This window comes from Sutcliffiella horikoshii (genome assembly GCF_020524325.1).
Lineage (GTDB): Bacteria > Bacillota > Bacilli > Bacillales > Bacillaceae_I > Sutcliffiella_A > Sutcliffiella_A horikoshii_D.
On record NZ_JAIVKY010000016.1, the window covers coordinates 26,010 to 48,617 of the forward strand.

At 42.0% G+C, this 22,608-nt stretch carries 36 protein-coding genes; 35 read left to right on the forward strand and 1 reads right to left on the reverse strand.

Annotation, left to right across the window (positions count from 1 at the left end; all coding sequences use genetic code 11):
* Positions 1-49 precede the first annotated feature (49 nt).
* The 6 genes from rpoC to tuf all read left to right on the forward strand — a co-directional run bounded on the left by rpoC (position 50) and on the right by tuf (position 8,537).
* Complete coding sequence (rpoC, locus tag LC091_RS19185; protein WP_226683671.1) at positions 50-3,646, forward strand: DNA-directed RNA polymerase subunit beta'; 3,597 nt, start codon at positions 50-52, stop codon at positions 3,644-3,646.
* A gap of 127 nt (positions 3,647-3,773) precedes the next feature.
* Positions 3,774-4,022: a 50S ribosomal protein L7ae-like protein gene (locus LC091_RS19190; RefSeq protein WP_010191478.1), complete on the forward strand. Its 249-nt coding sequence runs from the start codon at positions 3,774-3,776 to the stop codon at positions 4,020-4,022.
* Between the two features lie 102 nt (positions 4,023-4,124).
* Positions 4,125-4,547 (forward strand): 30S ribosomal protein S12, encoded by a 423-nt coding sequence (gene rpsL, locus LC091_RS19195; protein ID WP_010191479.1) that lies wholly within the window; start codon positions 4,125-4,127, stop codon positions 4,545-4,547.
* 49 nt (positions 4,548-4,596) lie between these two features.
* On the forward strand, positions 4,597-5,067 hold the full coding sequence (rpsG, locus tag LC091_RS19200; RefSeq protein WP_010191480.1) for a 30S ribosomal protein S7: 471 nt from the start codon (positions 4,597-4,599) through the stop codon (positions 5,065-5,067).
* 89 nt (positions 5,068-5,156) lie between these two features.
* Positions 5,157-7,235: an elongation factor G gene (gene fusA / locus LC091_RS19205; protein ID WP_226683672.1), complete on the forward strand. Its 2,079-nt coding sequence runs from the start codon at positions 5,157-5,159 to the stop codon at positions 7,233-7,235.
* 111 nt (positions 7,236-7,346) lie between these two features.
* Positions 7,347-8,537 carry an elongation factor Tu gene (gene tuf, locus LC091_RS19210; protein WP_168864270.1) on the forward strand — a complete coding sequence of 397 codons (1,191 nt, stop codon included), beginning with the start codon at positions 7,347-7,349 and terminating at the stop codon, positions 8,535-8,537.
* 225 nt (positions 8,538-8,762) lie between these two features.
* On the opposite strand, the gene LC091_RS20465 is transcribed toward tuf, so the two are convergent.
* The gene (locus LC091_RS20465; RefSeq protein WP_264179393.1) at positions 8,763-8,891 is read right to left on the reverse strand and encodes a hypothetical protein; all 129 of its coding nucleotides are present in this window, start codon (positions 8,889-8,891) and stop codon (positions 8,763-8,765) included.
* A gap of 268 nt (positions 8,892-9,159) precedes the next feature.
* Between LC091_RS20465 and rpsJ the strand changes: the two genes are divergently transcribed.
* The 29 genes from rpsJ to rpsK are packed head-to-tail and all read left to right on the forward strand — an operon-like array spanning position 9,160 to position 22,583.
* A complete protein-coding gene (rpsJ, locus tag LC091_RS19215) occupies positions 9,160-9,468 on the forward strand; it encodes a 30S ribosomal protein S10 (RefSeq protein ID WP_010191483.1) in 309 nt (102 codons plus the stop codon).
* A 37-nt stretch (positions 9,469-9,505) separates the two neighbouring features.
* On the forward strand, positions 9,506-10,126 hold the full coding sequence (gene rplC / locus LC091_RS19220; protein WP_168864269.1) for a 50S ribosomal protein L3: 621 nt from the start codon (positions 9,506-9,508) through the stop codon (positions 10,124-10,126).
* A 25-nt stretch (positions 10,127-10,151) separates the two neighbouring features.
* A complete protein-coding gene (gene rplD / locus LC091_RS19225) occupies positions 10,152-10,775 on the forward strand; it encodes a 50S ribosomal protein L4 (protein ID WP_226683673.1) in 624 nt (207 codons plus the stop codon).
* Positions 10,775-11,062, forward strand: a complete 288-nt coding sequence (gene rplW, locus LC091_RS19230) for a 50S ribosomal protein L23 (protein WP_010191491.1) — start codon at positions 10,775-10,777, stop codon at positions 11,060-11,062. The genes rplD and rplW overlap by 1 nt, the downstream gene beginning before the upstream one ends.
* 38 nt (positions 11,063-11,100) lie before the next feature.
* Positions 11,101-11,931 carry a 50S ribosomal protein L2 gene (gene rplB / locus LC091_RS19235; RefSeq protein WP_148990122.1) on the forward strand — a complete coding sequence of 277 codons (831 nt, stop codon included), beginning with the start codon at positions 11,101-11,103 and terminating at the stop codon, positions 11,929-11,931.
* 57 nt (positions 11,932-11,988) lie between these two features.
* Positions 11,989-12,267 carry a 30S ribosomal protein S19 gene (gene rpsS / locus LC091_RS19240; RefSeq protein ID WP_088016682.1) on the forward strand — a complete coding sequence of 93 codons (279 nt, stop codon included), beginning with the start codon at positions 11,989-11,991 and terminating at the stop codon, positions 12,265-12,267.
* Between the two features lie 19 nt (positions 12,268-12,286).
* Positions 12,287-12,628, forward strand: coding sequence for a 50S ribosomal protein L22 (gene rplV / locus LC091_RS19245; RefSeq protein ID WP_226683675.1), 342 nt, complete (start codon positions 12,287-12,289; stop codon positions 12,626-12,628).
* 3 nt (positions 12,629-12,631) lie between these two features.
* On the forward strand, positions 12,632-13,288 hold the full coding sequence (gene rpsC, locus LC091_RS19250) for a 30S ribosomal protein S3 (RefSeq protein ID WP_060666603.1): 657 nt from the start codon (positions 12,632-12,634) through the stop codon (positions 13,286-13,288).
* Between the two features lie 2 nt (positions 13,289-13,290).
* Positions 13,291-13,725 (forward strand): 50S ribosomal protein L16, encoded by a 435-nt coding sequence (gene rplP, locus LC091_RS19255; RefSeq protein WP_010191498.1) that lies wholly within the window; start codon positions 13,291-13,293, stop codon positions 13,723-13,725.
* Positions 13,715-13,915: a 50S ribosomal protein L29 gene (gene rpmC, locus LC091_RS19260; RefSeq protein ID WP_010191499.1), complete on the forward strand. Its 201-nt coding sequence runs from the start codon at positions 13,715-13,717 to the stop codon at positions 13,913-13,915. Before rplP ends, rpmC begins: the two co-directional genes overlap by 11 nt.
* 20 nt (positions 13,916-13,935) lie before the next feature.
* Entirely contained in the window at positions 13,936-14,199 is a 264-nt protein-coding gene (gene rpsQ / locus LC091_RS19265) for a 30S ribosomal protein S17 (protein ID WP_060666602.1), read from the forward strand.
* Positions 14,200-14,241: 42 nt separating this feature from the next.
* Complete coding sequence (gene rplN / locus LC091_RS19270) at positions 14,242-14,610, forward strand: 50S ribosomal protein L14 (protein ID WP_010191501.1); 369 nt, start codon at positions 14,242-14,244, stop codon at positions 14,608-14,610.
* A gap of 37 nt (positions 14,611-14,647) precedes the next feature.
* Complete coding sequence (gene rplX, locus LC091_RS19275; protein WP_010191502.1) at positions 14,648-14,959, forward strand: 50S ribosomal protein L24; 312 nt, start codon at positions 14,648-14,650, stop codon at positions 14,957-14,959.
* 26 nt (positions 14,960-14,985) lie between these two features.
* On the forward strand, positions 14,986-15,525 hold the full coding sequence (rplE, locus tag LC091_RS19280) for a 50S ribosomal protein L5 (protein ID WP_226683677.1): 540 nt from the start codon (positions 14,986-14,988) through the stop codon (positions 15,523-15,525).
* A gap of 30 nt (positions 15,526-15,555) precedes the next feature.
* Positions 15,556-15,741, forward strand: a complete 186-nt coding sequence (locus LC091_RS19285) for a type Z 30S ribosomal protein S14 (RefSeq protein ID WP_060666600.1) — start codon at positions 15,556-15,558, stop codon at positions 15,739-15,741.
* 30 nt (positions 15,742-15,771) lie between these two features.
* The gene (rpsH, locus tag LC091_RS19290; RefSeq protein WP_010191507.1) at positions 15,772-16,170 is read left to right on the forward strand and encodes a 30S ribosomal protein S8; all 399 of its coding nucleotides are present in this window, start codon (positions 15,772-15,774) and stop codon (positions 16,168-16,170) included.
* A 31-nt stretch (positions 16,171-16,201) separates the two neighbouring features.
* Entirely contained in the window at positions 16,202-16,738 is a 537-nt protein-coding gene (rplF, locus tag LC091_RS19295; protein WP_010191508.1) for a 50S ribosomal protein L6, read from the forward strand.
* A gap of 35 nt (positions 16,739-16,773) precedes the next feature.
* Entirely contained in the window at positions 16,774-17,133 is a 360-nt protein-coding gene (gene rplR, locus LC091_RS19300) for a 50S ribosomal protein L18 (protein WP_060666598.1), read from the forward strand.
* Between the two features lie 20 nt (positions 17,134-17,153).
* On the forward strand, positions 17,154-17,654 hold the full coding sequence (gene rpsE, locus LC091_RS19305) for a 30S ribosomal protein S5 (protein WP_060666597.1): 501 nt from the start codon (positions 17,154-17,156) through the stop codon (positions 17,652-17,654).
* 13 nt (positions 17,655-17,667) lie between these two features.
* Positions 17,668-17,850: a 50S ribosomal protein L30 gene (rpmD, locus tag LC091_RS19310; protein ID WP_226683679.1), complete on the forward strand. Its 183-nt coding sequence runs from the start codon at positions 17,668-17,670 to the stop codon at positions 17,848-17,850.
* Positions 17,851-17,884: 34 nt separating this feature from the next.
* Positions 17,885-18,325 (forward strand): 50S ribosomal protein L15, encoded by a 441-nt coding sequence (gene rplO / locus LC091_RS19315; protein WP_148990105.1) that lies wholly within the window; start codon positions 17,885-17,887, stop codon positions 18,323-18,325.
* Complete coding sequence (gene secY, locus LC091_RS19320) at positions 18,325-19,620, forward strand: preprotein translocase subunit SecY (RefSeq protein WP_226683681.1); 1,296 nt, start codon at positions 18,325-18,327, stop codon at positions 19,618-19,620. The genes rplO and secY overlap by 1 nt, the downstream gene beginning before the upstream one ends.
* Before the next feature lie 60 nt (positions 19,621-19,680).
* Complete coding sequence (locus LC091_RS19325; RefSeq protein WP_226683683.1) at positions 19,681-20,331, forward strand: adenylate kinase; 651 nt, start codon at positions 19,681-19,683, stop codon at positions 20,329-20,331.
* Entirely contained in the window at positions 20,331-21,077 is a 747-nt protein-coding gene (gene map, locus LC091_RS19330) for a type I methionyl aminopeptidase (protein WP_010191515.1), read from the forward strand. Before LC091_RS19325 ends, map begins: the two co-directional genes overlap by 1 nt.
* 13 nt (positions 21,078-21,090) lie before the next feature.
* Positions 21,091-21,405 carry a KOW domain-containing RNA-binding protein gene (locus LC091_RS19335; protein WP_319003688.1) on the forward strand — a complete coding sequence of 105 codons (315 nt, stop codon included), beginning with the start codon at positions 21,091-21,093 and terminating at the stop codon, positions 21,403-21,405.
* Positions 21,405-21,623 carry a translation initiation factor IF-1 gene (gene infA, locus LC091_RS19340; protein WP_010191517.1) on the forward strand — a complete coding sequence of 73 codons (219 nt, stop codon included), beginning with the start codon at positions 21,405-21,407 and terminating at the stop codon, positions 21,621-21,623. Before LC091_RS19335 ends, infA begins: the two co-directional genes overlap by 1 nt.
* Before the next feature lie 41 nt (positions 21,624-21,664).
* Positions 21,665-21,778: a 50S ribosomal protein L36 gene (gene rpmJ, locus LC091_RS19345; protein ID WP_003156543.1), complete on the forward strand. Its 114-nt coding sequence runs from the start codon at positions 21,665-21,667 to the stop codon at positions 21,776-21,778.
* A 20-nt stretch (positions 21,779-21,798) separates the two neighbouring features.
* On the forward strand, positions 21,799-22,164 hold the full coding sequence (gene rpsM, locus LC091_RS19350) for a 30S ribosomal protein S13 (protein WP_010191536.1): 366 nt from the start codon (positions 21,799-21,801) through the stop codon (positions 22,162-22,164).
* A gap of 29 nt (positions 22,165-22,193) precedes the next feature.
* On the forward strand, positions 22,194-22,583 hold the full coding sequence (rpsK, locus tag LC091_RS19355; protein WP_010191537.1) for a 30S ribosomal protein S11: 390 nt from the start codon (positions 22,194-22,196) through the stop codon (positions 22,581-22,583).
* The last annotated feature ends 25 nt before the right edge of the window (positions 22,584-22,608 follow it).

The following is a 22,608-nucleotide window of genomic DNA, read 5'->3' on the forward strand; positions in this document are numbered from 1 at the left end:
AAGATAAGCATTTGGGTAGAACCTGTAGATTATAAGGGAGGTAGGCCCCTTGCTAGATGTTAATAATTTTGAATATATGAAAATAGGCCTTGCTTCACCCGACAAGATCAGATCCTGGTCTTTCGGGGAAGTCAAGAAGCCTGAGACAATTAACTATCGTACATTAAAGCCAGAAAAAGATGGGTTATTCTGCGAAAGAATTTTCGGTCCTACAAAGGACTGGGAATGTCACTGTGGTAAATACAAGCGCGTCCGTTATAAGGGTGTTGTCTGTGACCGCTGTGGTGTAGAAGTAACAAGAGCAAAAGTACGTCGTGAACGCATGGGTCACATCGAGCTTGCTGCTCCTGTATCCCATATCTGGTACTTCAAAGGAATCCCAAGCCGCATGGGTCTTGTTCTTGACATGTCCCCACGTGCGTTAGAGGAAGTAATTTACTTCGCATCTTACGTGGTAACAGAAACAGGCGACACTCCTTTGGAGAAGAAGCAACTGCTTTCTGAAAAGGAATTCCGTGCATACCGTGAAAAGTATGGTCAAACATTCCAAGCAGCCATGGGTGCAGAAGCAATCAAGAAACTTCTTTTTGATATCGACTTGGAAAAAGAAGTAGATACACTTAAAGAAGAGCTTAAAACTGCTCAAGGTCAACGCCGTACAAGAGCAATTAAGCGTTTAGAAGTATTGGAATCCTTCAGAGGATCCGGCAATGAACCATCTTGGATGATCCTTGATGTGCTACCGGTTATCCCTCCTGAATTACGTCCAATGGTGCAATTGGATGGTGGTCGTTTTGCGACTTCCGACTTGAATGACTTGTATCGCCGTGTAATCAACCGTAACAACCGTTTAAAACGTCTTCTGGACCTTGGTGCTCCAAGCATCATCGTACAGAACGAAAAACGTATGTTACAAGAAGCTGTTGACGCACTTATCGACAATGGTCGCCGTGGCCGTCCGGTAACAGGACCTGGTAACCGTCCATTGAAATCTCTTTCTCATATGCTGAAAGGGAAGCAAGGTCGTTTCCGTCAGAACTTACTAGGAAAACGTGTTGACTACTCTGGTCGTTCCGTTATCGTAGTAGGACCTAACCTGAAAATGTACCAATGTGGATTACCAAAAGAAATGGCCCTTGAGCTATTCAAGCCTTTCGTCATGAAAGAACTTGTAGAACGCGGGCTTGCACATAACATTAAGAGTGCGAAGCGTAAGATTGAACGCGTACAACCAGAGGTTTGGGACGTATTGGAATCCGTTATCAAGGAACATCCAGTATTACTAAACCGCGCACCAACTCTACACAGACTAGGTATTCAAGCATTTGAACCTACACTTGTAGAAGGCCGTGCTATCCGTCTTCACCCACTTGTATGTACTGCATACAATGCGGACTTTGACGGAGACCAAATGGCTGTTCACGTACCTCTTTCTGCTGAAGCACAGGCTGAAGCACGCATCTTGATGCTTGCTGCACAAAACATCCTTAACCCTAAGGATGGAAAACCTGTAGTAACACCTTCCCAGGATATGGTACTTGGTAACTACTACTTAACACTAGAGCGTGAAAATGCTGTAGGTGAAGGAATGGTATTTAAAGATACGAATGAAGCGCTTATCGCTTATTCAAACGGCTATGTACATCTGCACACTCGTGTAGCGGTATATGCAGGATCTTTAAATAACGAAACATTCACCGAAGAGCAAAAACAAAAGCTTCTAATTACGACAGTAGGGAAGTTGATTTTCAACGAAATCCTGCCGCCGTCATTCCCTTACATTAACGAACCTACAAAGTTCAACTTAGAAGTAAACACTCCTGAGAAGTATTTTGTTGAAAAAGGTGCGAATGTAAAAGAAGCGATACAAGCACAAGAAATAATCGATCCATTTAAGAAGAAAATCCTTGGTAACATCATTGCGGAAGTGTTCAAACGCTTCAAGATCACGCAAACGTCTGAAATGCTTGACCGCATGAAAAACCTTGGATTCCGTTACTCTACTAAAGCTGGTATCACAGTTGGTGTAGCAGATATCGTAGTTCTTAAAGAGAAAGATGAAATCTTAGTGGAAGCACAAACAAAAGTTGATACAGTTCTTAAGCAGTTCCGCCGTGGATTAATCACAGAGGAAGAACGCTATGACCGTGTTATCTCCATCTGGAGTGCTGCTAAAGATAAGATCCAAGGGTTGCTAATGGCGTCCTTGCCACGCTTGAACCACATCTTTATGATGAGTGATTCCGGTGCCCGTGGTAACGCATCTAACTTTACACAATTAGCTGGTATGCGTGGACTGATGGCCAATCCATCTGGACGTATCATTGAATTACCAATCAAATCCAGTTTCCGTGAAGGTCTTACGGTATTGGAATACTTTATCTCTACTCACGGTGCGCGTAAAGGTCTTGCCGATACAGCACTGAAAACTGCCGATTCCGGTTACTTGACTCGTCGTCTTGTAGACGTGGCGCAGGATGTTATCGTTCGTGAGATTGATTGTGGAACAGACCGCGGTCTACACATTACTTCTCTGAAAGATGGCACAGAAGTAGTAGAAAAATTAGAAGAACGTTTAGTCGGCCGTTATGCGAGAAAAGCTGTGAAGCACCCTGAAACTGGGGAAGTTCTTGTTGCATCGAACGATTTAATCACTGAAGACCTTGCAACAACCATTGTAGAAGCAGGTGTGGAAGATGTTTGGATCCGCTCTGTATTCACATGTGACACTCGTCATGGTGTATGTAAAAAATGTTACGGCCGCAACCTTGCGACTGGCTTAGAAGTAGAAGTGGGAGAAGCAGTAGGTATCATCGCTGCCCAATCTATCGGTGAGCCGGGAACTCAGTTGACGATGCGTACATTCCATACAGGTGGGGTAGCAGGAGACGATATCACACAAGGTTTACCGCGTATCCAAGAGATCTTTGAAGCGCGTAATCCTAAAGGTCAAGCGGTCATCTCTGAAATTGATGGTGTTGTTACTTCCATCAACGAAGGTCGCGACCGTCAGCAAGAAATCACTGTCCAAGGTGAAGTGGAAACGAGAAACTACACAGTACCTTACACTGGCCGCCTTAAAGTCGGCGTAAATTCAGAAGTATCCCGTGGTCAAGAACTAACTGAAGGTTCCATCGATCCGAAAGAACTACTGAAAGTGAAAGATATGGTATCTGTACAGGAGTATCTATTGCTTGAAGTTCAAAAAGTATACCGTATGCAAGGGGTAGAAATCGGTGACAAGCACGTAGAGGTTATGGTTCGCCAGATGCTACGTAAAGTACGTGTTATTGATGCTGGTGATACAGATGTACTACCAGGAACACTGCTTGATGTTCACCAATTCACTGATGCAAACGAACGTGTACTTCTTGAAGGCAGAACACCTGCAACTGGACGTCCGGTATTACTAGGTATCACGAAAGCTTCTCTTGAAACGGATTCCTTCCTATCTGCAGCTTCCTTCCAGGAAACAACTAGAGTCCTGACAGACGCTGCAATTAAAGGAAAACGCGACGAGTTACTAGGTCTGAAAGAGAATGTTATCATCGGTAAACTAGTTCCAGCTGGTACAGGTATGAACCGCTACCGCAAATTCGATCTAACGAAAGAAGTCGGCAAGGAAGAGCCTGTAACGGTAGAATAAAAGAAAGATTGTCGGGTATCCCCCGACAATCTTTTCAATGTTATTCGATAAAGTGTTGACATTCAAAAATAGAGATGGTAATATAGCAAAGGTGCTTATATAACCTGTTGCTTTGGAGGATATGTTAATGTCTTATGAAAAAGTGATGCAGGCAAACACCTTCATTGTTGGTACAAAACAAACGGTGAAGGCGCTGAAATCCGGAACAGTAAAAGAGGTTGTCATTGCAGAGGATGCGGATGTGATTGTCACACAGAAAGTAGTCCAAACTGCCAATGAACACAACATACCAGTCTTAAAAGTAGATTCGATGAAAAAACTCGGAAAAGCTTGTGGGATTGAAGTGGGTGCCTCCGCTGTTGCGATCATTCATTAAAAACTGTTTTTGTGAGTGCAGATTCGCAAAGACTTTGTTTTTTACCTAAAAATGAACCACCTGGATATGTGGTCTTAAAACACTAGGAAGGAGGAAATATTAATGCCTACTATTAACCAGTTAGTCCGCAAAGGACGTACAAGTAAAGTTGTAAAGTCAAAATCTCCAGCTTTGAACAAAGGTTATAACAGTTTCAAGAAGGCTCAAACTGATGTGTCTTCACCTCAAAAACGTGGTGTATGTACTCGTGTTGGTACAATGACTCCAAAGAAACCGAACTCCGCATTACGTAAATATGCTCGTGTTCGTTTAACTAACCAAATTGAGGTAACTGCTTATATCCCAGGTATCGGTCACAACCTACAAGAGCACAGCGTAGTATTAATTCGCGGCGGTCGTGTAAAAGACTTACCAGGGGTACGTTATCACATCGTTCGTGGAGCACTTGATACTGCGGGAGTTAACAACCGTATGCAAGGTCGTTCTAAATATGGTACTAAGAGACCAAAAGCACCTAAGAAGTAATAAACTTCAAACTGCTTAACATTAAGTTACCCGAAAGGAGGAAAATAATATGCCACGTAAAGGCCCTGTTGCAAAAAGAGACGTATTACCAGATCCGTTATACAACTCTAAATTAGTAACTCGTCTTGTAAATAAATTAATGATCGATGGTAAGAGAGGAAAATCTCAAGCTATCATCTATAACGCATTCAAATTAGTTGGTGAGCGTTCCGGACAAGAACCTATGGAAGTGTTCGAACAAGCTATGAAAAACATCATGCCTGTTCTTGAAGTTAGAGCACGTCGTGTAGGTGGAGCAAACTACCAAGTACCTGTAGAGGTGCGCCCAGATCGTCGTACAACTCTTGGACTTCGCTATTTAGTTAACTACTCTCGTCTTCGTGGAGAGAAAACGATGGAAGAGCGTTTAGCTAACGAAATCCTTGATGCTGCTAACAACACTGGTGCTTCAGTTAAGAAGCGTGAAGATATGCACAAAATGGCAGAAGCAAACAAAGCATTTGCTCACTACCGCTGGTAAGATCACATACTATCTGGAGCTGTTAAGACAAGTACTTAACAGCTTTAGGTATAAAATAAATCTAGTTACTTAGGAAGGAGAAATACACTATGGCAAGAGAGTTCTCCTTAGATAAAACACGTAATATCGGTATCATGGCTCACATCGATGCTGGTAAAACAACTACAACTGAGCGTGTTTTGTTCTACACAGGACGTATTCACAAAATTGGTGAAACTCACGAAGGTGCTTCTCAAATGGACTGGATGGAGCAGGAGCAAGAGCGTGGAATCACGATCACATCTGCTGCGACAACAGCTCAATGGAAAGGCCACCGCGTAAACATTATCGATACACCAGGTCACGTAGACTTCACTGTTGAAGTAGAACGTTCCCTACGTGTACTTGATGGTGCGGTTGCAGTTCTTGATGCACAATCTGGAGTTGAGCCTCAAACTGAAACAGTTTGGCGCCAAGCTACAACTTATGGTGTTCCACGTATCGTGTTCGTTAACAAAATGGACAAGATCGGTGCAGATTTCATTTACTCTGTAGGAACTATCCATGACCGCCTTCAAGCTAATGCTCATCCAATTCAACTTCCTATCGGAGCTGAAGATGAGTTTGAAGGTATCATCGACCTAGTAGAAATGCAAGCTTACTACTATGCAGATGACTTAGGTACTCGTTCTGAAGCGAAAGAAATTCCGGCTGAGTACAAAGACCAAGCTGACGAATATCGTCAACGCTTAGTTGAAGCAGTAGCAGAATTAGATGAAGAATTAATGATGAAATACCTAGAAGGTGAAGAGCTTACTACTGAAGAGTTGAAAGCTACTATCCGTAAAGGTACTTGTGACGTTAACTTCTACCCTGTAATCTGTGGTTCTGCTTTCAAAAACAAAGGTGTTCAGTTAATGCTTGACGCTGTTATCGATTATCTTCCAGCGCCAACTGACGTACCTGCAATCAAAGGTATCGTTCCTGACACTGAAGAAGAAGTAACTCGTGAATCTGGCGACGAAAACCCATTCGCTGCTCTTGCATTCAAAGTTATGACTGACCCTTATGTAGGTAAATTAACGTTCTTCCGTGTGTACTCTGGTACATTAAACTCCGGTTCATACGTTATCAACTCTACAAAAGGTAAGCGTGAGCGTGTAGGTCGTATCCTGCAAATGCACGCAAACAGCCGTGAAGAGATTCCTGTTGTATATTCCGGAGATATCGCTGCTGCAGTTGGTCTTAAAGACACAACTACTGGTGACACTCTATGTGACGACAAAAACCAAGTTATCTTGGAGTCCATGGAATTCCCAGAGCCGGTTATCCAATTATCTGTTGAGCCTAAATCTAAGGCTGACCAAGATAAGATGACAACTGCTCTTCAAAAGCTACAAGAAGAAGATCCTACTTTCCGTGCACATACAGATCAGGAAACTGGTCAAACAATCATCGCAGGTATGGGTGAGCTTCACCTTGATATCCTAGTTGATCGTATGAAGCGTGAATTCAAAGTAGAAGCAAACGTTGGTGCACCTCAGGTTGCTTACCGTGAAACGTTCCGCGGATCTGCTAAGGTTGAAGGTAAATTTGCTCGTCAATCTGGTGGACGTGGTCAATTCGGACACGTTTGGATCGAATTCGAACCAAACGAAGAAGGAGCAGGCTTCGAATTTGAAAACAAAATCGTAGGTGGGGTAGTACCTCGTGAATACGTACCTGCAGTTCAAGCTGGTCTTGAAGATGCAATGGCGAACGGTGTACTTGCTGGTTACCCTCTAATCGATGTGAAAGCTGCATTGGTTGATGGTTCTTACCATGACGTTGACTCCTCTGAGATGGCGTTTAAAGTAGCTGCATCATTAGCTCTTAAAAATGCAGTATCCAAATGTAACCCTGTAATCCTTGAGCCTGTCATGAAAGTTGAAGTAGTGACACCTGAAGAGTACATGGGAGACATCATGGGTGGTATCACTTCCCGTCGTGGTCGTGTAGAAGGTATGGAAGCTCGCGGTAACGCTCAAGTTGTTCGCGCAATGGTTCCACTATCTGAAATGTTTGGTTATGCAACATCCCTACGTTCTAACACACAAGGACGCGGAGTGTTCACAATGCATTTCGACCACTATGAAGAAGTACCAAAATCGATTTCTGAAGAAATCATCAAAAAAAATAAAGGTGAATAATTGATTTTCACCTAATCTTGTTTTATAAATAGTATGTAGGTTAATAAGTGGAAATCACTTGTTAATAACATATAAAATAAAAATTAATGAAATTCTAAGGAGGATATAACAATGGGTAAAGAGAAATTCGATAGATCCAAGACTCATGCTAATATCGGTACAATCGGTCACGTTGACCACGGTAAAACAACTTTAACAGCTGCAATCACTACTGTTCTTGCTAAGAAGAGCGGTAAAGGTGCTGCAATGGCATACGACATGATCGATGCTGCTCCAGAAGAAAGAGAGCGTGGAATCACAATCTCTACAGCTCACGTTGAGTACGAAACTGATACTCGTCACTATGCACACGTTGACTGCCCAGGACATGCTGACTATGTTAAAAACATGATCACTGGTGCTGCTCAAATGGACGGCGGAATCCTAGTAGTATCTGCTGCTGACGGCCCAATGCCACAAACTCGTGAGCACATCCTTCTTTCTCGTCAAGTAGGTGTACCTTACCTAGTAGTATTCTTAAACAAATGCGACATGGTAGACGACGAAGAATTATTAGAACTAGTTGAAATGGAAGTTCGTGACCTTCTTTCTGAGTACGATTTCCCTGGAGACGATGTTCCTGTAATCAAAGGTTCTGCTCTTAAAGCTCTTGAAGGAGACGCTGAGTGGGAAGAAAGAATCGTTGAGCTTATGGCTGCAGTTGATGACTACATCCCAACACCAGCTCGTGACACTGAAAAGCCATTCATGATGCCAGTTGAGGACGTATTCTCTATCACTGGTCGTGGAACAGTTGCTACTGGACGTGTTGAGCGTGGACAAGTTAAAGTTGGTGACACTATCGAAATCATCGGTTTAACTGAAGAGCCAAAATCTACTACTGTAACTGGAGTAGAAATGTTCCGTAAGCTTCTTGACTATGCTGAAGCTGGAGACAACATCGGTGCACTTCTTCGTGGGGTTGCTCGTGACGACATCCAACGTGGACAAGTATTAGCTAAGCCTGGTACAATCACTCCACACACAAAGTTCAAAGCTGAAGTTTACGTACTATCTAAAGAAGAGGGTGGACGTCACACTCCATTCTTCACAAACTACCGTCCTCAGTTCTACTTCCGTACAACTGATGTAACTGGTATTTGTAACCTACCTGAAGGCATCGAAATGGTTATGCCTGGCGACAACGTTGAGATGACTGTTGAACTTATCTCTCCAATCGCTATCGAAGAAGGAACTAAGTTCTCTATTCGTGAAGGTGGACGTACTGTAGGCGCTGGCGTAGTAGCGACTATCCAAGAGTAATTTTTGGATCTAACATAGATCTTTTTATAAGCCGGCATCCCGATTGAGGGGTGCCGGCTTTTTTGGTTTCGATATAGTGAATGAAGACAATTCTGAGAGAGAAAGCGGACCGAGATTGTCATCATAAGATGAATGAAGACAATTCCGAGAAAGAAAGCAGGCTGAGATTGTCTTCATAAGGTCAATGAAGACAATTCCGATAGAGAAAGCAGCATGAGATTGTCATCATAACTGCATTGAAGATAATTCAGCAGAAATTCCGCACAAGAGAGTCCCCCAAAAAATCACTTCAATCAAAGCAACCTCCACCATCATAAAACGTCTTTCTTCTATATAATTATCCGCCAATTCCAACTGGAAAAAACTGAAACAAACAAATTCCATTCCCACCTGTTGCAATAAACAATACTTCTCGTTATAATATGAAAAGTGCTCAGAGATATTTTTGAAATATAGTTGCATTGTCTATTAACACCATGTATAATAGGTAATGTTGGTCTTTGACTGCGATGATGTGAAAGGTTGCTGGCACACCCGGCCGCTTTGCCATGGCGAGTGTGACAGGTTAATTTTCACGGAGAATGTCTATCAATAATATAGGCGAAAAAAGGAGGGAAAAATAATGGCAAAAGAAAAGATTCGCATTCGTTTAAAAGCTTATGATCACAGAATTCTAGATCAATCTTCTGAGAAGATCGTTGAAACTGCAAAACGTTCAGGTGCAACTGTTTCTGGTCCTATTCCGTTACCAACGGAAAGATCTGTATACACAATCTTACGTGCGGTACACAAATATAAAGATTCTCGTGAGCAATTCGAAATGCGCACTCATAAGCGCTTAATCGACATCATTAATCCAACACCACAAACGGTTGACAGCTTAATGCGTTTAGACCTACCATCTGGTGTAGATATCGAAATCAAGCTTTAATCAATAAATTACTTAATTAATCTAGGAGGTGTGACTGATGACCAAAGGAATCTTAGGAAGAAAAGTTGGTATGACTCAAGTTTTTGCTGAAAACGGCGATCTTATCCCTGTAACAGTAATTGAAGCTACACCAAACGTTGTACTTCAAGTTAAAACTGTTGAAACAGACGGATACGAAGCGGTTCAGATTGGTTTTGCTGACAAACGCGATAAATTAGCGAACAAGCCTTTAAAAGGACACGTTGCTAAAGCGAACACAGCACCTAAGCGCTTCATTCGTGAAATCAGTGGAGCTAACTTAGAAGTTGGTCAAGAAGTCAAAGTTGATATTTTCGCAGAAGGCGATGTAGTAGATGTAACAGGAATCTCAAAGGGTAAAGGTTTCCAAGGCTCCATTAAGCGCCATAACCAATCTCGTGGCCCAATGAGTCACGGTTCCCGTTATCACCGTCGTCCTGGTTCTATGGGACCTGTTGCTCCAAACCGTGTATTCAAAGGTAAACTATTACCTGGACGTATGGGTGGAGAGCGCATTACTATCCAGAACCTTGAGATCGTGAAAGTAGACGTAGAACGTAACCTATTACTTGTTAAAGGTAACGTACCTGGTCCAAAAAAATCTTTAATCACAATTAAAAGTGCTATAAAAGCAAACTAATTGTTTAGGAAAGGAGGAACTACAAATGCCTAAAGTAGCATTATACAACCAAGCTGGCGCAAACGTTGGTGAAGTTGAATTAGCAGATGCTGTATTCGGTATTGAGCCAAATAACAGCGTATTGTTCGATGCGATCATTATGCAAAGAGCATCTCAACGTCAAGGTACTGCAAAAGTAAAAGGACGTTCTGAAGTAGCAGGTGGTGGACGCAAACCATGGCGTCAAAAGGGTACTGGTCGTGCTCGTCAAGGATCTATCCGCTCTCCACAATGGCGTGGTGGTGGTATCGTATTCGGTCCTACACCAAGAAGCTACAGCTACAAACTTCCTAAAAAAGTTCGTCGCTTAGCTATCAAATCTGCATTATCATCTAAGGTATTAGAAAACGAACTATTAGTATTAGAAGGATTAGCTTTTGATGCACCAAAAACAAAAGAAATGACTTCTGTATTAAAAGGTTTAGAAATCAATCGTAAAGCGTTGATCGTAACAGCTGACGCTGACGAAAACGTTGCTTTATCTGCTCGTAACATTCCTGGAGTAACAGTTGTTACAGTAAATGGTGTGAACGTGTTAGACGTTGTTAACCACGATAAAGTAATCTTTACGAAAGACGCTGTTCAAAAATTAGAGGAGGTGCTTGCATAATGAGAGATCATCGTGATGTTCTTAAGCGCCCCGTGATTACTGAGCGTTCTACAGATTTAATGACTGAAAAGAAATATACTTTTGAAGTAGATGTTAGAGCTAATAAGACTGAAGTTAAAGATGCTGTTGAAGCGATCTTTGGCGTAGACGTTGAAAAAGTAAACATCATGAACTACAAAGGTAAATTCCGTCGTGTAGGTCGTCATAGCGGATTAACTAACCGTCGTAGAAAAGCTATCGTAACTTTAAAAGCTGATAGCAAAGAAATCGAATTCTTCGAGGTTTAATACAAAAATAAAAACATCATCGAAAAGGAGGGAACATGATGGCGATTAAAAAATACAAACCAACCTCTAATGGACGTCGTGGCATGACAGTTTCTGATTTTGCTGAGATCACTACAGACAAACCAGAAAAAAGCTTGCTTCAACCGTTACACAGAAAAGGTGGTCGTAATAACCAAGGTAAATTGACTGTACGTCACCAAGGTGGTGGACACAAACGTCAATACCGCGTCATCGACTTTAAACGTGATAAAGATGGTATACCAGGACGCGTTGCTACAATCGAGTACGATCCTAACCGTTCCGCTAATATCGCGTTAATCAATTATGCAGATGGGGAAAAGCGTTACATCCTTGCTCCTAAGAACTTAGAAGTAGGAATGACTGTAATGGCTGGTCCTGAAGCAGATATCAAAGTAGGAAATGCACTACCACTAATCAACATCCCAGTTGGTACTGTAATCCACAACATCGAGTTAAAACCAGGTAAAGGTGGACAATTAGTTCGCTCTGCAGGAACTTCTGCTCAAGTACTTGGTAAAGAAGGCAAATACGTACTTGTACGTTTAACTTCTGGTGAAACTCGTATGATTCTTTCTACTTGCCGCGCTACTGTAGGTCAAGTAGGTAACGAGCAACACGAACTTATCAACATTGGTAAAGCAGGACGTTCTCGTTGGATGGGTATTCGCCCAACTGTACGTGGTTCTGTAATGAACCCTAACGATCACCCGCACGGTGGTGGTGAAGGACGTTCTCCAATCGGACGTAAGTCACCTATGACTCCTTGGGGCAAACCGACTCTTGGATTCAAAACTCGTAAGAAAAAGAACAAGTCTGACAAATTTATCGTTCGTCGTCGTAAAAAATAACGGGGTTGTACTACGGTTCAAAGGAGCCGTAGAGCAATCACGAAGGGAGGTTTCCACATGGGTCGCAGCTTGAAAAAAGGGCCTTTTGTAGATGATCATTTAATGAACAAGATTGAAAAGTTAAATGAAACTGATGGTAAGCAAGTTGTTAAAACTTGGTCTCGTCGTTCTACTATTTTCCCACAATTTATCGGACATACAATCGCTGTATATGATGGCCGTAAACACGTACCTGTATATGTGACAGAAGACATGGTAGGTCACAAGCTTGGAGAATTCGCTCCATCTCGTGCTTACAAAGGTCACGGAAATGATGATAAGAAAACAAAACGCTAATTAGAGAGGAGGCTTTTACATGCAAGCTAAAGCTGTTGCAAGAACAGTTCGTATTGCTCCTCGTAAAGCTCGTCTAGTTATGGATTTAATTCGAGGCAAGCAAGTAGGCGAAGCGGTAGCTATTTTGGCATTAACTCCAAAAGCTGCTTCACCAGTAATCGAAAAGGTTCTAAAGTCCGCTATTGCAAATGCAGAGCACAATTTTGAAATGGACGCAAACTCACTAGTTGTATCTGAGGCATACGTTAACGAAGGTCCTACTTTGAAACGTTTCCGCCCTCGTGCAATGGGTCGTGCGAGCCAAATTAACAAACGTACTAGCCACATTACAATCGTGGTATCAGAAAAGAAGGAGGGATAACCAGTGGGTCAAAAGGTAAATCCGATCGGTCTTCGTGTAGGAGTCATTCGTGACTGGGAGTCCAAATGGTACGCAGGCAAAGATTATGCTAACCTGCTACATGAAGACATCAAAGTTCGCGAATACATCGCAAAACGTCTAAATGACGCATCTGTTTCTAAAGTAGAAATCGAACGTGCTGCAAACCGTCTGAACGTTACTGTTCACACTGCTAAGCCAGGTATGGTTATTGGTAAAGGTGGTACGGAAGTTGAAGCATTACGTAAAGCACTTAACCAATTAACTGGTAAACGTGTACACATCAACATTTTAGAGGTTAAGAGAGCAGATCTTGATGCTAAATTAGTAGCTGAAAACATCGCTCGTCAATTAGAAAACCGTGTATCTTTCCGTCGTGCTCAAAAGCAATCACTTCAACGTGCAATGCGCGCTGGTGCGAAAGGTATTAAAACGATGGTTTCTGGTCGCCTAGGCGGAGCAGATATCGCTCGTTCTGAACATTATAGTGAGGGTACAGTTCCACTTCATACTCTTCGCGCTGATATTGACTATGGTACAGCAGAAGCTGATACAACTTACGGTAAATTAGGTGTGAAAGTATGGATCTACCGTGGAGAGGTCCTTCCTACGAAGAAGAAAACTGAGGAAGGAGGAAAATAATTATGTTATTACCAAAACGCGTAAAATATCGCCGCGAACATCGTGGAAAAATGCGTGGTAAAGCGAAAGGCGGTACAGAAGTACATTTCGGAGAGTTCGGATTACAATCTCTTGAAGCTTCTTGGATCACTAACCGTCAAATCGAAGCTGCGCGTCGTGCGATGACTCGTTACATGAAACGTGGCGGTAAAGTTTGGATTAAAATTTTCCCTTCAAAACCATACACTGCAAAACCTCTAGAGGTCCGAATGGGTTCCGGTAAAGGTGCTCCAGAAGGATGGGTAGCAGTTGTTAAACCTGGAAAGGTTATGTTTGAAATTTCAGGTGTATCTGAAGAAGTAGCTCGTGAAGCATTACGTTTAGCTATGCACAAGTTGCCAGTTAAATGTAAGTTCGTAAAACGTGAAGAAATTGGTGGTGAATCTAATGAAAGCTAATGAACTACGCGACTTAACCACTGCCGAGATTGAACAAAAAGTGAAATCTTTAAAAGAAGAGTTATTTAACCTACGCTTTCAATTAGCGACTGGTCAATTAGAAAACACTGCTCGTATTCGCGAAGTACGTAAGTCAATCGCTCGTATGAAAACAGTAGTTCGCGAGAGAGAGATCGCTTCTAACAAATAATCAAGAGGAGGTTCGCGAAAATGAGTGAACGTAACCAACGTAAAGTTTACACTGGTCGTGTTGTTTCCGATAAAATGGACAAAACAATCACAGTACTAGTTGAAACTTACAAAACTCACCCACTCTACGGCAAACGTGTTAAGTACTCTAAAAAGTACAAAGCGCATGATGAGAATAGCACGGCTAAAACTGGCGACATCGTAAAAATCATGGAGACTCGTCCATTATCTTCTACGAAGCGTTTCCGTTTGCTAGAGGTTGTAGAGAAAGCTGTAATTATCTAATATATAAGTTCGGATATTTAATTCCGAAGGGAGGTACCATGCATGATTCAACAAGAATCTCGTTTGAAAGTTGCTGATAACTCAGGTGCTCGTGAAGTGCTTGCTATTAAAGTACTAGGTGGATCTGGTCGTCGCTACGCTAACATTGGTGATGTTATTGTTTGTACAGTGAAACAAGCAACACCAGGAGGCGTTGTTAAAAAAGGTGACGTAGTGAAAGCTGTTGTAGTACGTACAAAGCGCGGAGTTCGTCGTAATGACGGTTCATACATCCGTTTCGATGAGAACGCATGCGTAATCATCAAGGATGATAAGAGCCCTCGTGGAACTCGTATCTTCGGACCAGTTGCACGTGAACTACGTGATAACAACTACATGAAGATTGTATCTTTAGCTCCAGAAGTTCTGTAATAAATCGAAAAGATGTTTGTCAAGGAGGTGCGAAAGGATGCATGTCAAAAAAGGTGATAAAGTTGTAGTTATCTCTGGTAAGGATAAAGGTAAACAAGGAGTTATTCTTGAATCTTATCCTAAGAAAGACCGTGTTCTTGTAGAAGGTATCAACGTGATCAAAAAGCACGCTAAACCATCTCAAGAAAATCCTCAAGGTGGAATCATCAACCGTGAGGCACCTATTCATGTATCAAACGTTATGCCTTTAGATCCTAAGTCCGGTGAACCGACTCGTGTAGGATACAAGGTAGTAGACGGTAAAAAAGTACGTGTTGCAACAAAATCAGGTGAACAATTAGATAAATAGAACGTTGAAGAAAGGAGGTACTTTTGATGAACCGCCTAAAAGAAAAGTATCAAAGCGAAATTATTCCTGCTCTAATGGGCAAGTTTAACTATCAATCTGTGATGCAAGCTCCAAAGCTTGAGAAAATCGTTATCAACATGGGTGTTGGTGATGCAGTAGCAAACTCTAAGGCTTTAGACACAGCTGTTGAAGAATTAACTTCTATCACTGGTCAAAAACCTGTTGTAACAAGAGCGAAAAAATCTATCGCTGGTTTCCGTCTTCGTGAAGGAATGCCTATCGGTGCGAAAGTTACATTACGCGGCGAGCGTATGTACGAATTCCTAGATAAGTTAGTATCTGTTTCCCTACCACGTGTTCGTGACTTCCGTGGAATCTCCAAGAAGTCTTTCGACGGTCGTGGAAACTACACTCTTGGAGTGAAAGAGCAACTTATCTTCCCTGAAATTGATTACGATAAAGTTAGCAAGGTTCGTGGTATGGATATCGTTATCGTTACTACTGCTAACACTGATGAAGAAGCTCGTGAGCTTTTAACATCATTCGGAATGCCATTCCAAAAATAATACCAGCGTGTGGTAGAGGGAGGCGAAAATGTGGCTAAAAAATCAATGATTGCGAAACAAAAGCGCACACCAAAATATAACGTGCAGGCTTACACTCGTTGCGAACGTTGTGGACGTCCCCACTCTGTAATCCGTAAGTTTAAGCTTTGCCGTATTTGTTTCCGTGAATTAGCTTATAAAGGCCAAATTCCTGGCGTTAAAAAAGCAAGTTGGTAAAACCCGATAATTGGGAAGGAGGTAAATTAAATGGTTATGACAGATCCTATTGCAGATATGCTTACTCGCATCCGCAATGCGAACATGGTACGTCACGAGAAGCTTGAACTTCCTGCTTCTAAAATCAAAAAAGAAGTTGCTGAAATCTTAAAGCGTGAAGGTTTCGTACGTGACGTAGAATTTATCGAAGACAACAAACAAGGTATCATTCGTATTTTCTTAAAATACGGTGCTAACAACGAGCGTGTAATTACTGGTCTTAAGCGTATCAGTAAGCCTGGTCTTCGTGTTTATGCAAAAGCAAATGAAGTACCTCGTGTATTAAACGGTTTAGGTATTGCGATCATCTCTACTTCTCAAGGTGTTATCACTGATAAAGAAGCTCGTCAAAAACAAGCTGGTGGAGAAGTATTAGCATACGTTTGGTAATAAATTTCTTTAAATGAACGGAGGTGTAACTATGTCACGTGTAGGTAAAAAACCTATTGAAATCCCAACAGGGGTTACAATTACAAACGACAACAACACAGTTACCGTAAAAGGTCCTAAAGGTGAATTAACTCGTACATTCAGCCAAGAAATGGCTATTACAGTAGAAGAGAACGTATTAACAGTAGTACGTCCTTCTGATAGCAAAGAACACCGTACAATCCACGGAACAACTCGTGCACTTTTAAACAACATGGTTCAAGGTGTTACAGCTGGTTTCGAAAGAGGATTGGAACTTATCGGGGTAGGTTACCGTGCGTCTAAGCAAGGTAACAAACTAGTTCTTAACGTTGGTTACTCTCATCCAGTTGAAATCACTCCTGAACAGGGGATTGAAGTGGAAGTACCGGCAAACACAAAGATCGTTATTAAAGGTATTGATAAAGAGCGCGTAGGTGCTTTAGCAGCTAACATTCGTGACGTTCGCCCACCAGAGCCTTACAAAGGTAAAGGTATTCGTTATGAAGGTGAACAAGTACGTCGTAAAGAAGGTAAAACTGCTAAGTAATACGGCATAAGCAGATAGAAAGGAGTGACTGCACGATGATTACAAAACCTGATAAGAATTCTACTCGTAAGAAAAGACACACTCGTGTTCGTGCTAAGTTATCAGGAACTGCAACTCGTCCACGTTTAAATGTGTTCCGTTCCAACCAACACATTTACGCTCAAGTGATCGACGATACTAACGCTGTAACAATCGCAAGTGCTTCTACACTTGACAAAGATGTAACAGCAAACGGTAGCAACGTTGAGTCCGCGAAAGCAGTTGGAGAACTTGTTGCAAAGCGCGCAATTGAAAAAGGAATCAAATCAGTAGTATTCGACCGCGGTGGATACTTATATCACGGCCGTGTGAAAGCATTAGCAGATGCTGCACGTGAGGCTGGTCTAGAATTTTAATCGACAAAGGAGGGACACTGATGCGTCGTATTGATCCAAACAAATTAGAACTTGAAGAACGCGTTGTTACGGTTAACCGCGTTGCGAAAGTAGTAAAAGGTGGACGTCGTTTCCGCTTTGCTGCTCTTGTAGTAGTAGGAGATAAAAACGGTAATGTTGGTTTTGGTACTGGTAAAGCTCAAGAGGTACCTGAAGCAATCCGTAAAGCAATTGAAGATGCGAAAAAGAACTTAGTTGCTGTACCTATCGTTGGTACAACAATTCCTCACCAAGTACTTGGAGAGTTCGGTTCTGGAGAAATCCTATTGAAGCCTGCTTCTGAAGGTACTGGGGTTATCGCTGGAGGACCAGTTCGTGCGGTACTTGAGTTAGCGGGTGTTCAAGACATCCTTTCTAAATCTTTAGGATCTAACACACCAATCAACATGATCCGTGCAACACTTAACGGATTAAAGCAATTGAAACGTGCAGAGGACGTTGCTAAATTGCGTGGTAAAACGGTAGAAGAACTGTTAGGATAAGGAGGGAAACAAAATGGCGAACAAATTAGCAATCACCCTCACTCGCAGTGTAATCGGTCGTCCACAAGATCAACGTGCGACTGTTCAAGCCCTTGGTTTGAAAAAGATGCACCAAACAGTTGTCCAAGAGGATAACGCAGCTATCCGTGGAATGATTAACAAGGTAACTCACCTTGTTACTGTGAAAGAGCAATAAATAGAAACGGTTTTTTAAATAAGGAGGTGCCACAATGAAACTTCATGAGTTAAAACCTAACGAAGGATCTCGTAAAGAGCGCAACCGTGTAGGTCGCGGAACTGGTTCTGGTAACGGAAAAACTTCTGGTAAAGGTCATAAAGGTCAAAATGCACGCTCTGGCGGTGGCGTTCGTCCTGGATTCGAAGGTGGTCAAACACCTCTATTCCAACGCTTACCTAAGCGCGGATTCACGAACATCAATCGTAAAGAGTATGCAATCATCAACCTTGATGCTTTAAACCGCTTTGACGAAGGAACTGAAGTTACTCCTGAATTACTTCTTGAAACAGGTTTAGTTAGCAAATTAAACGCTGGTCTTAAAGTATTGGGTAACGGTTCTATCGAGAAAAAGCTTACAGTTCGTGCTCATAAATTCTCCTCAGCAGCTAAGGAAGCTATCGAAGCAGCTGGCGGTTCAGTTGAGGTGATTTAATGTTCCAGACATTCTCCAATTTTATGCGCGTGGGTGATATAAGAAAGAAAATTGTCTTCACCCTATTAATGTTAGTAATTTTCCGTATCGGTACGTTTATCCCAGTACCAGGGGTGAACTCTGACATTTTGAAATTCCAGGATGAACTTAGTGTTTTTGGTATCCTGAATACTTTTGGTGGTGGAGCTCTTCAGAACTTCTCTATTCTAGCCATGGGTGTAATGCCATACATCACAGCGTCCATCATCGTGCAATTATTGCAAATGGATGTTGTTCCGAAATTTACGGAGTGGTCAAAACAAGGAGAAGCTGGACGTCGCAAACTAGCTCAATTCACTAGGTATTTTACCATTGTACTTGGTTTCATCCAGGCAATTGGTATGTCAATCGGGTTCAATACAATGGCCAGCGGTCAATTGATTACGAATCCGACATTCACTACTTATCTGCTTATAGCATTAGTGTTAACAGCAGGAACTGCATTCTTGATGTGGCTTGGTGAGCAAATCACGGCACATGGCGTAGGAAACGGAATCTCCATTCTGATCTTCGCTGGTATCGTATCTGCAATCCCAACCGGCGCAAACCAGATTTACGCATCTTTGATCCAGGATGCTGGTGATCAGTTGTTCATAAATCTTGTTATTGTTGCACTCATCGTTCTTGCAATCTTAGCTGTTATCGTAGGTGTAATCTTCATCCAGCAAGCGTTACGTAAAATTCCAATTCAGTATGCGAAGAAGATGGCAGGTCGCGCTCCTACTGGTGGAGGACATACTACACACTTACCTTTAAAGGTTAATGCAGCAGGGGTAATTCCGGTTATCTTTGCAGTATCCTTTATCATTACACCACCGACAATCGCATCATTCTTTAACGAGAATGCTGTGACAAATTGGATCATTCGTACTTTTGACTATACGAATCCAATCGGTATGGTTGTATATGTAGCTCTTATAATTGCCTTCACTTACTTCTACACATTTGTTCAGTCTAATCCTGAACAAATGGCAGAAAACTTAAAGAAACAAGGCGGATATATTCCAGGAATTCGTCCTGGTTTAAATACACAGGAATATTTGACAAAGATAATTTACCGACTAACTTTTGTGGGTGCATTATTCTTAGCAGCTATTTCTATCCTACCTATTATCTTTATGAGCTTTGCCGGTCTTCCTGCAGCAGTGCAGATTGGCGGTACTAGTCTACTAATCGTCGTAGGTGTTGCACTTGAGACGATGAAACAACTAGAAAGCCAGTTAGTGAAGCGTCATTATAAAGGTTTTATCAAGTAATGAAGTAATTGGGATAAATTTATCCCAATATACTTCACAAGATACTGAGGGGGCAAAAAGATGAATTTAGTTCTAATGGGACTTCCGGGTGCCGGTAAAGGTACTCAAGCAGAACGAATTGTCGAAAAGTACAATATCCCTCATATCTCTACTGGAGATATGTTTCGTGCTGCTATGAAGGAAGAAACTGAACTAGGCATGAAAGCTAAGTCTTTCATGGATCAAGGTCAGCTTGTTCCGGATGAAGTGACGATCGGTATCGTTCGTGAAAGATTAGAAAAAGAAGATTGCAAAGACGGCTTTCTATTAGATGGTTTCCCAAGAACGGTTCCTCAAGCAGATGCTCTTGAGCAAATGTTAGAAGAACTAGGTCGTAAAATTGACTATGTCATCAACGTCAATGTCGACCAAAGCATTCTTATGGAACGTTTAACTGGGCGTCGTATTTGTAAAGATTGCGGATCTACTTACCATTTGGTATTCAACCCGCCTGCAAAGGATGGCGTTTGTGACAAGTGTGGAGGAGAACTTTATCAACGTGCTGATGACAACGAAGAGACAGTGGGTAACCGTCTTGAAGTGAACGTTAAACAATCTAAGCCATTGCTAGACTTCTACGAGTCCAAAGGCTATCTTCGCAATATTAATGGCCAACAAGCGATCGATAAAGTATTCGCTGATATAGAAGAACTTCTTGGAGGTCAGGCGTAATGATCATCTGTAAAACTCCTCGTGAACTTGAAATCATGAGAGAAGCAGGTAGAATTGTCGCTCTTACACACCAAGAATTAAAAAAACATATTGTACCTGGTGTAACAACGAAGCAATTGGATGATATTGCTGAGAAATTCATCCGCAAACATGATGCAATTCCTTCGTTTAAGGGGTATAATGGTTTTCGCGGAAGCATCTGCGCTTCTGTCAATGAAGAACTTGTTCATGGTATTCCCGGCGATCGTGTACTGAAAGACGGAGATATCATTAGCATAGATATTGGTGCTAAGTATAATGGTTACCACGGTGACTCCGCTTGGACGTATGCTGTTGGTAACATATCCGATGAAACAAAGCGATTACTTGAAGTCACGGAACAATCATTGTATGAAGGCATCAAGGAAGTAAAACCGGGCGCTCGTCTCTCTGATGTTTCCCATGCGATTCAAACGTATGCGGAAGCTCACGATTTTTCAATTGTGAGAGAGTATGTAGGGCATGGAATTGGTCAAGACTTACATGAAGACCCACAAATTCCTCATTATGGACCTCCTAACAAAGGTCCACGGTTAAAACCTGGTATGGTTCTTGCAATTGAACCAATGGTCAATGCAGGCACCCGCTACGTAAAAACGCTAGCAGATGACTGGACTGTTGTTACTGTTGACGGTAAAATGTGTGCTCATTTTGAACATACGGTCGCTATTACAGAAACAGGCTACGAGATCTTAACAAAAGCCTAAGAGGTGATATTGCTTGATCGAATCTGATTCGACTTTGCAAGTAGGCCAAATTGTTTCGATTACTCAAGGCAGAGATGCCGGACAGTATGCCGTAATTATTAAAATTCTTGATGAGCGTTTTGTCGTCCTAGCGGATGGAGACAAGCGGAAGTTTGACCGCCCAAAGAAAAAGAACATTCATCATCTTGAATTTTTTGATTACGTGTCTCCAGAAGTTCAGAACAGTATGAAGGAAACAGGCCGTGTGACAAATGGAAAGCTGCGTTTCGCACTGACCAGATTTGTTAATGAGCTTGTTACTGATTTGAAGAAGGGAGAACTTAATTAATGGCGAAAGACGATGTAATTGAAGTAGAAGGTACGGTCATTGAGACTTTACCAAATGCTATGTTTAAAGTAGAATTGGAAAATGGTCATACTGTGTTGGCTCATGTATCTGGGAAAATACGTATGCACTTTATTCGAATCCTACCAGGAGATAAAGTAACGGTGGAGCTTTCTCCATACGATTTAACACGCGGTAGAATTACGTATCGTTTTAAATAAACCTATTTTAGCACTCCGTACTATCAGGGAGGTAATATAAGATGAAAGTGAGACCATCTGTTAAGCCGATCTGCGAAAAATGTAAAGTTATTCGTAGAAAAGGCAAAGTCATGGTTATTTGTGAAAACCCGAAACACAAACAAAAACAAGGATAACTTGAGGGAGGTGCGCATATATGGCACGTATTGCTGGTGTTGATGTTCCTCGCGACAAGCGCGTTGTAATTTCATTAACATATGTTTTCGGTATCGGTCGTTCTACAGCTGAGAAAGTTTTGGCTGAAGCAGGTGTTTCTGAAGACACTCGCGTTCGCGACTTAACGGAAGAAGAATTAGGAAAAATTCGTGATGTTGTAGATAAAATTAAAGTTGAGGGTGACCTTCGTCGTGAAGTATCTCTTAACATTAAACGTCTAATCGAGATCGGTTGCTACCGTGGTCTTCGTCACCGTCGTGGTTTACCGGTTCGCGGTCAAAACACTAAAAACAATGCTCGTACACGTAAAGGACCTCGTCGTACTGTAGCAAACAAAAAGAAATAATTTTAAGTAAGTAAGGAGGTAAGTTAAATATGGCACGCAAAACTAATACACGTAAACGCCGTGTGAAAAAGAATATTGAGCAAGGTATCGCGCATATCCGTTCAACATTCAATAACACAATCGTAACGATTACTGACTCTCACGGAAATGCAATTGGGTGGTCTAGTGCAGGTGCTCTTGGCTTCAGAGGTTCACGTAAATCTACTCCATTCGCAGCGCAAATGGCAGCTGAAACAGCAGCTAAAGCTTGCATGGAGCACGGTTTAAAAACTCTTGAAGTTACAGTTAAAGGCCCTGGAGCTGGTCGTGAAGCAGCAATCCGTGCTTTACAAGCAGCTGGTCTTGAAGTAACTGCTATCAGAGACGTAACCCCAGTACCTCATAACGGTTGCCGTCCACCAAAACGTCGCCGTGTTTAATTTGTCTGTATAGATTTTGTATACA